The following is a 12759-nucleotide window of genomic DNA, read 5'->3' as shown; positions in this document are numbered from 1 at the left end:
GGAGAGAGCACGGCCGGGGCGCTTGTGGAGATATGGTTGGCTGTATCGGCGCTGTCGTCGCTGGTCATCCTGTCGCTGGCCATCGGGCACAGCGATCTGCGCGTGGCGCGATGTCTACGCCCGAAAGCGGCAAGGCTCGGCAAGGTAACCGCTAGGCGGCGCCCCGCGCTTCGCTGAACGCTATGGTGCGAAACCGACGCCGCCAGCCATTCCCTTGGGCCAAATCAGATCAGGTGGAATAACCGGTGCAACAGGCTCGGGCGGCGCGACCGCATCGCCATATAGCGCGCGCGATCATCGGCAAAGCGACGATAAAGCGCATCCAAACGCTCCTCGCGCGGAAGGTCGGAAATGCGCGGTGGCGGCATATGACTGGCCATGATTACCCCCTCCTGTTGAGCCGTTCGATTTCAACGACGAATGGGGTCATTGGTTCCGTTTCGATGACAATGCGGTCACCGCCCAGGTAGACGTCCATGCCTGCTCCATCCTCCGCACATTCGATCGGCAGCATCAGGGGGGACGGGTTCCGTCGCCCGTTACATGAACGTCTCGTAAGATTTCCGTAAGGGGTGCGTCAGGGCATGGCCCCTATCGCCCGGTGCAATATCCAGTCCTTCGCGCCGAAAGAAGCCGATGCACGCCAACCCTGCCGACGAAACGCTACCCGAAACCCGTCGCCTCTCCTCCGCGCAGCAATGGCGCTGGGTCGGAATCGCCGCCGCCGTGCTGGTGGGTGCGCTGATCCTGATCACGGCCATCGGCAAGCTGACCCATAAGGAAGAGGTTCCCCCCGCCCCGCCGCCGGCCGGCACGCTGCGCCTGTCCAAGGAGCAATTGGCCGTGATGCCGATGATGCGCGTCGGGCTGGGTGCGTCGGGCGACCAGACGATGGCGACCGGCGCGATCACCGTCGATGCCACCCGCTCGACCCCGGTGCTGATGCCCTATGCCGGGCAGGTGGTGCGCGTGCTGGCCGATGCGGGCCAGGTGGTGCGCCAGGGTCAGCCGCTGCTGATGATCAAGACCAGCGATTTCGTCGATGCGCGCTCCGGCTTGTTCTCGGCCCAGGCCGCCTATCAGAACGCCCAGGCCCAGCTCGTCGCGGCGCAGCGCAATGCCGACCGCCAGCAGCAAATCTATGAAACCGCGGGCGGCGCGCTGAAGGATTATCAGCAGGCCAAGGTCGACCTCGCCGCTGCCCAGGCGACCGCGCGCACCGCCGCCGCCTCGCTGGGCGCCGCGCGCGACAAGCTGGCGATCCTCGGCAAGTCGCAGGGCGAGATCAACCGGCTGGAGAATACGGGCCAGGGTTCGGGCATCCACGACATCACCACGCTGGTCGCGCCGATCAGCGGTGTCGTCGCCTCGCGCGATGTCGCGCCCGGCCAATATGTCTCGCAGGGCGGCGACAAGCCGGTGATGACCATCACCGACCCCTCGCGCGTCTGGCTGGTCGCGCAGGTGGCCGAGAGCGATGCCGAAAATGTCCGCGTCGGCGATCCCGTCGAAGTGACCACGCCCGCCATCCCCGGCCGCGTCTTCCACGCCACCATCGACCTGGTCGGTGCCGCGCTCGATCCGGAAACCCATCGCCTGCCGGTTCGCGCCTCCATCCCCAACCCGGACAAGGCGCTCAAGCCGCAGATGTTCGCCAGCTTCGCGATCAAGCATCTGAACGCCGGCGAGGCGATCCGCGTCCCCGCCGCCGCCGTGATCCATGAGGGCGACAATGCCCGTGTCTGGGTGGTCCGGCCCGATGGCCTGCTCGTCGCGCGCGATGTGCAGACCGGTGATTCCGCAGGCGGCCTCGTCACCATCACGTCGGGCCTGAAGCCGGGCGAGAAGATTGTCACCTCGGGCGCGCTGTTCGTCAACGAAGCGGGGATCGGCGAGTAATGAACCGCATCGTCGACTTTGCGCTGCGTCAGCGACTGCTGATCGTCGGCCTGTTCTTCGCGATGATCGTCGCTGGCGTCATCGGCTTCATCAACCTCAACATCGAAGCCTATCCCGATCCGGTGCCCCCGATGGTCGAGGTCATCACCCAGACGCAAGGGTTGTCGGCCGAGGAGATGGAGCGCAACGTCACCATCCCGATCGAGGTCCAGATGGCGGGCATCCCGCATCTGACCGCGATCCGCGCGATCAGCCTGTTCGGCCTGTCGGACATCAAGATCCAGTTCACCTACGACTATACCAACGAACAGGCGCGGCAGCAGGTCATCAACCGCCTGTCGCAGCTGCCGCCGCTGGCCGGTGGGGCGCAGCCGACGCTGTCGCCGACCTCGCCAGTGGGCGAGATCTATCGCTACCGCATCGCGGCGCCCAAGGGCTATTCGGTGATGGACCTGAAGACGCTGCAGGACTGGGTGCTCCAGCGCCGGTTCAAGCGGATTCCGGGCGTGATCGACGTGACCGGCTGGGGCGGCAAGCTGCGCGCCTATGACGTGGTGATCGACCAGAACCGGCTGAACGCGCACGGCGTCACCGTCGCTCAGGTGCTGGCGGCGCTGTCCAAGAGCGATGGCAATGTCGGTGGCCAGACGATCAACTTCGGCGAACAGGCCGCGATCGTGCGCGGCATCGGCCTGATCCAGTCGCCCGATGCGATCCAGAACGTCCTGGTCGGCCAGGCGGGCGGCGCGCCCGTGCTCATCAAGGACGTGGCGACCGTCAAGGTCGGCAACGCGCCGCGCATGGGCATCGCCGGTTACAACAATGACGACGACATCGTGCAGGGCATCGTCCTGATGCAGCGCGGCGCCCAGTCGATGCCGACGATCAAGGCCGTGCAGGCCGAGGTCGCCAACATCAACGACAGCGGTGTGCTGCCCCCGGGCGTCCATCTGGAGCGGATCTATGACCGGTCCGACCTGATCAACCTGACCATCCATACCGTCATGGAAAACATGGTGGTGGGTATCATCCTGATCTTCGCGCTCCAGTGGCTGTTCCTCGGCAATCTGCGCTCGGCGATCATCGTGGCGGCCACCATCCCCTTCGCGCTGGCCTTCGCGATCCTGATCCTGGTGTTGCAGGGGGAAAGTGCGAACCTGCTGTCGGTCGGCGCGCTCGACTTCGGCCTGGTGGTCGATGCCTGCGTCATCATGGTGGAGAATATCTTCCGCCACATGGTCGAACGCTCCGCCGCCGTGGAGAGCGGCCAGGGCCGCTACACCATGGCCAGCCGCTTCGGCGCGGTGCTGGGCGCCTCGTCCGAGGTCAGCCGCGGCATCTTCTTCGCCGCCGCGATCATCATCGCCAGCTTCCTGCCGCTGTTCACCCTGACCGGTGTGGAAGGTCACATCTTCGGTCCGATGGCCAAGACCTACGCCTATGCGATCAGCGGCGGCCTGCTGGCGACCTTCACCGTCGCGCCGGTGCTCTCGACGCTGCTGCTGCCGGACAAGCTGGCCGAGACCGAGACCTTCATCGTCGGCCGCTTGCGCCGCGTCTATGAACCCGCCGCGTCCTTCGCGCTGCGCAACAAGATCGTGACGATCGGCGGCGCGGTGCTGATGCTGGGTCTCGCGGTGGTCGGCGTGCGGTCGCTAGGCATCGAGTTCCTGCCGCACCTCGAAGAAGGCAATATGTACATCCGCGCCACCCTCCCCTCCTCGATCAGCCTGGAAGCTGGCGAGAAGGTGACCAATGAGGTGCGCAAGATCATCGCCAGCTATCCGGAAACCACAGCGGTCCTGTCCGCCCATGGCCGCCCGGACGACGGTACCGACGCGACCGGCTTCTTCAACGTCGAGTTCTTCGTGCCGCTGAAGCCCTTCGATACGTGGCCGTCGGGCGTGACCAAGGAGAAGCTGATCGACGAACTGTCGGCCCGCCTCGCCAAGAAATATCCCGGCGTCGACTTCTCCTTCTCTCAGATCATCGAGGACAATGTCGAGGAAGCCGCCTCGGGTGTGAAGGGCGCCAATTCGATCAAGCTGTTCGGCCCCGATCTGGTGACCCTGGAAAAGCTGGCCAACCAGATCAAGGCGCAGATGGCCAAGGTGAAGGGCATCGAGGATCTCGGCGTGTTCGAAATCCTGGGCCAGCCGACCGTGCGGATCGATGTCGATCGCGCCAAGGCGGCCCGCTATGGCCTGACGCCCGACGACATCAACTCGACCGTTGCGGCGGCGATCGGTGGCCAGTCGCCCGCCGACCTCTATGAGCCCGGCACCGACCGCCACTTCCCGATCATCGTGCGGTTGCAACCGACCCAGCGCGACTCGCTGGAATCGGTGCGCAACATCACGATCGGCGCGCCTAGCCCCGACGGCAACGGGACCATCCAGGTGCCGCTGTCCGAGGTCGCGAATGTCAAGCTGACCAGCGGTGCCTCGTTCATCTATCGCGAGCATCAGGAGCGCTACGTCCCGATCAAATTCTCGGTGCGTGGTCGCGATCTGGGCGGCGCGGTCGAGGAGGCGCGCGCGCGGATCAACCAGAATGTCCATCTGCCGCCGGGCTATCATCTGGAATGGGCAGGCGAGCTGGATAACCTGAAGAACGCGATCGCTCGCCTCGAGATCGTGGTCCCGATCAGCCTCGTGCTCATCCTGCTGCTGCTCTATGCCAATTTCGGCTCGATGCGCGACAGCCTGCTCGCCTTCTCCGCGATCCCGATGGCGGTCGTGGGCGGCGTGCTGGCCCTGGCGCTGACCGGTACGGCGTTCAGCATCTCGGCGGCGATCGGCTTTGTGGCCTTGTTCGGCATCGCGGTGATGGACGGGATTCTGGTCGTCACCACCTTCAACAACGCGATCGACGAGGGCGCGCCGCGCGAGAATGCGCTGGCCACCACCGTCAAGAACAGCCTGCGTCCCGTCGTCATGACCTGTCTGGTCGCCGCGATCGGCCTGCTGCCCGCTGCGCTCTCGCACGGGATCGGCAGCCAGGTGCAAAAGCCCCTCGCGCTGGTCGTGGTGGGCGGCATGACGCTGGCCCCGGTGCTGATCCTGCTGGTCCTGCCGGTGCTCATCAGCCGCTATTCGACCCGCCTGCCGCTGTCGCAGCGCAAGAAGAAGCATGATCCGATGGTCGACGACCAGGACGATACCACCACTCCTGAATCCGGGGTTCCGGCATGAAGCGTTTCCTGACCCTGCCGCTGCTCGCCTGTGTCTCGGCGTGCGCCGTCGGCCCGCATGACCTGGATGCCCATGCCAGCCTGCCGCCAATGACGCCTGCGCCAGTGATCGCCCCGGCCAGCGGCCCGGCGCAGACGGTGTCCGCGCAAGTCGCACCCGAATGGTGGCATGCCTTCGGCAATGCGCAGCTCGATGCGCTGGTCGCCGAGGCGCTGGCGCACAATAACGATGTGGGCGTCGCAGGGGCCTCGCTGCGGCAAGCGCAGGAACAGGCGCGGGCGACGCGCGGATCGCTGCTCTTCCCGCAAGGGGGGCTGAGCTATCAGGCGCAGCGGACCCGCATATCCAACGCGCTGTCACCTGCGGTCGCGGATCCGAACCAGCAGCTTTACACGCTGCACACCGCGCAGGTCAGCGTATCCTATGACGTGGATGCGTTCGGCGGCAACCGGGCGCAGGTGCGCTCCGCCGTCGCTCGCGCCGAAGTCGAGCGGCATCAGCTCGACGCGGCGCGGATGACGGTGGCCGCCAACCTCGTCACCGCGCTGATCGAGCGGGCGAGTCTGGCCGAACAGATCGCCGCCGCGCAAACGGCTGTCCAGGTCAATCGCGACATCCTGTCGGCGCTGCAACAGCGCCAGCGGCTGGGTGCGGTGGGCGCGTCGGACGTGTCGACGCAACAGGCCGCGCTTGCCACCGCCGAAGGTGCCCTGCCCCCCTTGGTCCGCGCTGAGGCAGCCCAGCGGACCATCATCGCGACGCTGATCGGGCGTGCCCCGGGATCGGCCCTGCCGCCGCTGCCGGACCTGTCGCAGCTGACCCTGCCGACCGAACTGCCCGCGATCGTGCCATCCGATCTGGTCCATCGGCGTCCCGACATATTGGCCGCCGAAGCGCAGTTGCAGGGCGCCGGGGCCGATGTCGGCGCGGCCATCGCGGCGCGCCTTCCCAGCATTCAGCTTTCGGCCAATGCGGGTGGCTCGGCGCAGAATTTCGGCGACATGTTCAAGAGCGGCAATCCCTTCTGGGCGCTGCTCGGCGGAATCACCCAGCCGCTGTTCCATGCGAACGCGCTTCGCCACCAGCAAAAGGCAGCGGAAGCCGCGCTGGAGGGGGCCAAGGCGCAGTACCGCGCGGCGGTGCTCCAGGCGTTCGGCAATGTCGCGGACTCGCTGACCGGGCTCTCCACCGACGCCCAGGCACTCGACGCGGCGCAGCGGGCGAGCAACGCGGCGGGACAGGCGCTGACCTTCGCACGGCGGCAGCTCGCGCTGGGCGATGTGGGGACGTTGCAACTGCTCAACGCGACGGTGACCGATGCCCAGGCGCGGTCGCAGCTGATCCAGGCCAAGGCGGCGCGGATGACCGACACGGTCGCGCTGTTCCAGGCGGCCGGGGGGCCGGTTACGGGGTCGTGAGGTGAGGTGCGATGAGGTGATGGGGGTGGGCTGACGCCATTCATCCCCCACCTCCGTTCAGCCTGAGCGAAGTCGAAGGCCACGGGGTTAGTTCGCGCAGAGGCGCGGAGGACGCGGAGAACGCGCTCTCTGAATCAACGCCTTCCCTTGATATCTTTTTCCCTTCCCCGGCGAAGGCTGGGGCCCAGCTGCCATGCATTTGAAGGCGCGCTGCGTCGGTACGTGGGAGCCCTCACTGGCGCACCGCGACTGGACCCCGGCATACGCCGGGGTGGTGGCAGGGTTGACGATCGGACATGTTACCTCTGCGTCCTCCGCGCCTCTGCGCGAAACCAATCTGCTTCACTCAGGCTGAAGTGCAAAGAAAACGGGGAGGACCTTCGCCCTCCCCTTCCTATCAGAACAACCGGGTCAGCAGGTAGAAGCCCGCCCCCATCGCGGCGGAAGCGGGGATGGTGATGATCCAGGCGATCACCACATTGCCCGCCACACCCCAGCGCACTGCCGAGGCGCGCCGCGCCACGCCCGCGCCGATGATCGAGCCGGTGATGGTATGCGTGGTCGACACCGGAATACCCAGCGCCGAGGCCGCGAAGATCACGATCGATCCCGCGGTCGAGGCGCTGAAACCCTGATGCTGCGACAGCTTGGTGATCCGGGTGCCCATCGTCTCGATGATCCGCCAGCCGCCGGTCATCGTGCCCAGCGCGATCGCGAAGTAACAGGCGATGGCGACCCAGTGCGGCACTTCGAACGGGCCCGACAGGCGCCCGGTCGAATAGAGGAGGACGGTGATGATCCCCATCGTCTTCTGCGCGTCGTTCAGGCCGTGGCTGAGCGAATAGGCCGCCGACGAGACGAGGTGCATCGCGCGGAAGCTGCGCTCCGCCTGTCCCGCGCTCGACCGGCGCATCGCCCAGCTGCTCACCAGCATGACCAGCATCGCCAGGAACATGCCCAGCATCGGCGACAGCACGATGGCGAGCAGCGTCTTGTTCAGCCCCGCCCACTTCACCGCGTCCATGCCCGCATGGGCGACGCCCGCGCCGACCAGCCCGCCGACCAGCGCATGGCTGCTCGACGAGGGGATGCCGCGCAGCCAGGTGATGACGTTCCACGCCATCGCCCCGCCCAGTGCGCCGAAGATCACGGCAGGCGTCACGATGCTCTGGTCGATCAGCCCCTTGCCGATCGTCTCTGCCACCTTGTGAAGGCTGGGAAAGGCCACGGTCAGGAAATAGGCCGCGAAGTTGAAGAACGCCGCGAAGCCCACCGCCGCGACCGGCGACAGAAGGCGCGTCGCCACCACGGTCGCGATCGAATTGGCCGCGTCGTGCAGCCCGTTGAGATAATCGAACGCCAGCGCGACCAGGATCAGGCCGACCAGCAGCGGAAAGGCGAGTTCGTGCATGTCCCTCGCCTCAGGCGTGGTCGATGACGATGCCGTCGATCTCGTCGGCGACATCCTCGAACGCGTCGAGGATGCGCTCCAGATGCTTGTACACTTCCTTCTCGATCACGAAGCGCAGCGTGTCGCGCTCGCCGCATTCCTCCAGCGTGCGCTTCAGGCCCGCCGCGTGCATCTCGTCGGCACGGCCCTCCAGGCGGACCAGCTCCTCGGTCAGCGCGTGCAGGCGATCGCCGTTGCGCGCGACGTCGCGCATCAGCGGCATCGCCTCGACGGTCAGCTTGGCCGCCTCGACCGCGACCGCCGCCATCTCGCGCATCTCGGGCGCGAAGCTGGTCAGCCGGTACAGGCCGATCGCGGTGGCGGCGGCGTGCATCTCGTCGATCGTGTCGTCCATCGATCCGATCAGCGAGGTGATCGAGGCGCGGTCGAACGGCGTCAGGAAGGTCGAGCGGACCGAGGTCAGCACCTGACGCGTGATCTCGTCGGCGTCATGCTCACGCGCGGCGACGACGGCGATCTCGTCGGCGGTGCCGTTCTTCGCGTCGAAAATGCGGACGGTGGCTTCGGCCCCCGCCAGGATGGTGGCGGCTTGCGCCTCGAACAGCTCGAAGAAATTCCCCGTCTTCGGCAGGAGGCGTTGGAACCAGGCGAACATCAGTCGGTAAACCCCGATAGTGATCCGATATCGTGCGCATTCTCTGCGCATGGCCGATCGGGCCACGGCGACACGCCGGACCGAAAAAGGTCATGAACCCGAGACTGCACGAACGCCGCCCCCCTGACCAGCCACGACGTCCACGTCAAGCAAAACCCTGTTACAACAATGTGACACTGGGCGCTCATGGCATGACCGGCGGATGGTAGGTCAGGGTGAAAGACAGCGCCCAGAGCAACCCCAGAACGACCGGCAGATGGACGATCAGTTGCAGGAAACTGAACCCGACAATGTCGCGTGCCTTCAGACCCAATATGCCCAGAAGCGGCAGCATCCAGAACGGGTTGATCAGATTGGGCAGAGCCTCCGCCGCATTGTAGATCTGCACGGCCCAGCCGAGATGGACATGGAGTTCATTGGCCGCCTGCATCACATAGGGTGCCTCCAGAAGCCATTTGCCGCCGCCTGAGGGAATGAAGAATCCCAGGATCGCCGAATAGGCCCCCATGGTCAGCGGAAAGGAGCCCGGCGTGTTGAGCGCGACGAAGGCATGGGCGATCCGGTCGGCGACTCCGATACCGGCCGCGTTCTTCGCGCTGGTCAGCATCGCGGCGATCGCGGCATAGAAGGGATATTGGATCAGGATGCCCGCCGTTGCCGGAACCGCGCGGGACAGCGCGGTCAGAAAGCGCCGGGGCCGCCAGTGCAGCACCAGCCCCGCCATCAGGAACAGGAAGTTATAGGTGTTGAGGTTGGAGATCGCGATCATCCAGTCCTGCCGCGCGAACTCCTGGACCAGCCAGCCCACCGCCAGCGCCCCGATCAGCATGGTGACCAGCGGCGCATGGTCCAGCCACTCGCCCGGCTGGGTGGGCGGGGGCAGGTCGTCATCCTCGCGCGCAGGATCGATGCCCATGTCCTGCGCGGTCATCGCGGCGTCACGCCCCGGTGCGGAGGCCATGGCGATCGCGGTCGACAGCAGGATCAGCACGCCCGCGATCAGCATCGACTGCCACAGGAAGATGGACTGGCTGAACGGAATGACCCCGGTGATGGGCAGCAGCGCGGGCGGCAGGCTGGCCGGATTGGCCTGCAACTGCGCCGAAGACGAGGACAGCCCCATCGCCCAGGTCGCGCCCAGCCCCAGATAGGCCGCCGCCCCCGCCGCGCGATAGTCCATCCGCAGGTCCGTCCGCCGCGCACAGGCGCGCGCCAGCAGCCCGCCGAAGATCAGGCTCAACCCCCAGCTCGCCAGTGAGGAGATCATGGTGGCCAGTGCGATCATCCCGATCGCGCCGCGTGCGGTGCGCGGCCGCCGCGCCAGCCAGTCGATCAGCCGCTGCACGGGGCCCGAGGTCGCGACGACGTAGCCGCCGATCGTCACGAACGCCATCTGCATGGTGAAGGGGATCAGCGTCCAGAACCCATCGCCGAAGCTCTTGGTCACGGCGGGGAGCGACGCGCCATTGGCCAGCGCCGCCACTGCGACCACGATCACCGCGATGGCGACGAAGATGAAGGCATCGGGAAACCAGCGCTCGGCCCAGGCGGTGAAGCGCAGCGCCAGCCGGGCCAGCGCGCCATCGCGGGTCCGCATTCCGCCCTCTTCCATGCCACCCCCGATGGTTTCGCACCGTCGCGACGGCGAAGGCCGCCAGGCGCTGCCTGTCCGTTCGATACATCATGCGCTTCGCGACCCGACAGGGCAACATTATCCGATGACTGTGCTTTTGGCGCATCACCTCTGTCACGCGAGCGCCATAATGCGCCCCTAACGGCTCCGCCCACCGGGAGTATTGAGTAGTCGGGCGGCACGTAACCGCCCACCGGAGCTGGGGAATAATATGAAGTCGGTTATCAAGACCGCGGCGCTGCTGGGCGCTGCGTGGGGAACGCTGGCGGCCGTACCGGCCATCGCACAGACCGCCGATCAGGGCGCGGGCACAACCACCGCGACCGGGGATCAGGCCGCACCGCAGGAGGGTCTCGGCGAAATCACCGTCACCGCCGAGCGTCGTTCGGAAAACCTGAATCGGGTTCCGGTATCGGTCGGCGTCGTCGGCGGCCAGGACCTGCGCGCCTTCCAGCAAGGCGGCGAAGACATTCTCGCGCTGTCGGGCCGCGTCCCCGGCCTTTATGCGGAGACCACCACGGGCCGTATCTTCCCGCGCTTCTATATCCGCGGCTTGGGCAATATCGACTTCTATCTCGGCGCGTCGCAGCCTGTGTCGATCATCCAGGACGATGTCGTCCTCGAGCATGTCGTCCTGAAGTCGAACCCGGTGTTCGACGTCGATCAGGTCGAAGTGCTGCGTGGTCCGCAAGGGTCCCTGTTCGGCCGCAACACGACGGCGGGCATCATCAAGTTCGACACGATCAAGCCGACGCAGAGCTTCCAGAGCCGCGCCACCGCCTCGATCGGCAGCTACAACACGATCAGCATGGACGCCGGTGTCGGCGGTCCGCTGATCCGCGACGTGCTGGCGTTCCGCCTGTCGGCCCTGGTGCAGCACCGCGACAACTGGGTCGACAATGTCTATTCGGGGCCCAGCGCCGATGGCACGCTGACCCCGAAGAAGGACGCGATGGGCGGCTTTACCGAGCGCGACGTTCGCCTCCAGCTGCTCTTCACGCCGACCGACACGCTGTCGTTCAACCTCGCCGGTCATGCACGCTGGTATGACGGCACCTCGACCCTATTCCATCGCGGCGCACTGAAGAAGGGTTCGCGCGACGTGTCGGCCGAGCCGCGCGACCAGGTCGCACTGGACGAAGGGCGCGGCAATCCGCAGTCCTATGACACGCAGGGCGCCTCGCTGCGCGCCGCCTGGGATCTGGGCGCGGCCGAGCTGACCTCGATCACCGCCTATGAGACCACGGCCGGTTTCAGCAAGGGCGACACCGATGGCGGCGCGGCGGCCAACTTCCCGGTCAACGGCGTGGCCAATGGCTATGGCCTCAGCCAGGGTCAGGTCCGGGGTCTCGACCAGTGGACGCAGGAAGTCCGCCTCGCCTCGACCTCGGGTGGCCCGTTCAAGTGGCAGTTCGGCGGCATCTATTTCGACAGCCGCGACATCACCGACTTCTATCAACGCGCCTTCCTGATCGGGGCCAATCCGAACAACTGGGTCCGCCTGCACGACGTCAACACCTCCTGGGGGCTGTTCGGGCAGGTCAGCTATCAGGCGACCGATCGCCTGACCCTGACCGCCGGTGGCCGCGTCAGCGAGGATACCAAGCGCACCCAGTTGCTGCGCACCGCCGACAGCGCCGCAGGAGTCTCGACCTATCGCGGTCGTCGCGACGTGCGCCTGTCGGACACCAAGCCGAGCTGGGACCTGTCGGCGCTGTATGAAGTCACGCCTGAACTGAACGTCTATGTCCGCGCGGCCGAAGGCTTCCGTGGCCCGACAATCCAGGGTCGCTCGGCGGTGTTCAACTCCGACTTCACCACCGCGAACTCGGAAACCAACCTGTCGTTCGAGACCGGCTTCAAGTCGAAGCTGTTCAACAACACGCTGCGCCTGAACGCCGCCGCCTTTGCCTATCGCGTGAAGGGCATCCAGCTGAACGGCAACGATTCGGACGGCAACGGCGTGCTGTTCAACGCCGACAAGGCGGTCGCCTACGGCATGGAGGCCGATGCACAGTGGTTGCCGGTGCGCAACCTGGCGCTGTCGGCGGGCCTCAGCCTGCTGCACTCGGAGATTCGCGACAAGCGCGTCTTCGCCCAGACCTGCGGCCTGAACGGCGTGCAGGTGTGCACCGTGCTCGACCCGTTCGTCACCCGCCGCGTGTTCGGCGCGAACGCCTATTTCGCGCAGATCGACGGCAACCCGCTGCCCAACGCGCCCGAGTACAATCTGAACCTGGCGGCCAAGTACGACATGCCGCTGGAGGGTGGTGGCAAGGCGTTCATCAGCACCGACTGGAACCTGCAGGGCTATACGAACTTCGTCCTGTACCGGACCAAGGAGTTCACCTCGAACGGCAATTTCGAGGGTGGCCTGAGCATCGGCTATACCGCGCCGAACGACGACTGGAGCCTGTCGGTATTCGCGCGCAACATCACGAACGAGAAGAACCTGAAGGGCGTGATCGAGAACTATATGGCGGCCGTGTTCAACGAACCGCGCATCATCGGCATCTCGTTCAGCGGCAAGTATCGCTGATCGGCATGAC

Annotated in this window: 8 protein-coding genes; 4 read left to right on the top strand and 4 right to left on the bottom strand. The window is 66.2% G+C overall.

Features of this window, described 5'->3' with window-relative positions:
• Positions 1 to 224: 224 nt before the first annotated feature.
• Positions 225 to 380, bottom strand: a complete 156-nt coding sequence (locus NZL82_RS05975) for a hypothetical protein (protein ID WP_261268862.1) — start codon at positions 378 to 380, stop codon at positions 225 to 227.
• Positions 381 to 636: 256 nt separating this feature from the next.
• Here NZL82_RS05975 and NZL82_RS05970 point away from each other — a divergent pair, with 256 nt between their 5' ends.
• From NZL82_RS05970 to NZL82_RS05960, 3 genes are read left to right on the top strand one after another with little or no spacing between them, the layout of a single operon-like run.
• On the top strand, positions 637 to 1899 hold the full coding sequence (locus NZL82_RS05970) for an efflux RND transporter periplasmic adaptor subunit (protein WP_261268861.1): 1263 nt from the start codon (positions 637 to 639) through the stop codon (positions 1897 to 1899).
• Complete coding sequence (locus NZL82_RS05965) at positions 1899 to 5093, top strand: efflux RND transporter permease subunit (RefSeq protein ID WP_261268860.1); 3195 nt, start codon at positions 1899 to 1901, stop codon at positions 5091 to 5093. The genes NZL82_RS05970 and NZL82_RS05965 overlap by 1 nt, the downstream gene beginning before the upstream one ends.
• Positions 5090 to 6511, top strand: coding sequence for an efflux transporter outer membrane subunit (locus NZL82_RS05960; RefSeq protein ID WP_261268859.1), 1422 nt, complete (start codon positions 5090 to 5092; stop codon positions 6509 to 6511). The genes NZL82_RS05965 and NZL82_RS05960 overlap by 4 nt, the downstream gene beginning before the upstream one ends.
• Before the next feature lie 397 nt (positions 6512 to 6908).
• On the opposite strand, the gene NZL82_RS05955 is transcribed toward NZL82_RS05960, so the two are convergent.
• From NZL82_RS05955 to NZL82_RS05945, 3 genes are all read right to left on the bottom strand, one after another.
• Positions 6909 to 7922, bottom strand: a complete 1014-nt coding sequence (locus tag NZL82_RS05955; protein ID WP_261268858.1) for an inorganic phosphate transporter — start codon at positions 7920 to 7922, stop codon at positions 6909 to 6911.
• Positions 7923 to 7932: 10 nt separating this feature from the next.
• A complete protein-coding gene (locus tag NZL82_RS05950) occupies positions 7933 to 8577 on the bottom strand; it encodes a DUF47 domain-containing protein (protein WP_261268857.1) in 645 nt (214 codons plus the stop codon).
• A gap of 184 nt (positions 8578 to 8761) precedes the next feature.
• Complete coding sequence (locus NZL82_RS05945; protein WP_261268856.1) at positions 8762 to 10174, bottom strand: short-chain fatty acid transporter; 1413 nt, start codon at positions 10172 to 10174, stop codon at positions 8762 to 8764.
• Positions 10175 to 10421: 247 nt separating this feature from the next.
• On the opposite strand from NZL82_RS05945, the gene NZL82_RS05940 reads away from it, so the two are divergent.
• Positions 10422 to 12749: a TonB-dependent receptor gene (locus NZL82_RS05940; RefSeq protein ID WP_261268855.1), complete on the top strand. Its 2328-nt coding sequence runs from the start codon at positions 10422 to 10424 to the stop codon at positions 12747 to 12749.
• Positions 12750 to 12759: the final 10 nt, after the last annotated feature.

It is taken from the genome of Sphingomonas sp. LC-1, from assembly GCF_025371035.1.
GTDB lineage: Bacteria > Pseudomonadota > Alphaproteobacteria > Sphingomonadales > Sphingomonadaceae > Sphingomonas > Sphingomonas sanguinis_E.
This window is presented reverse-complemented; position numbering and strand designations above follow the sequence as displayed.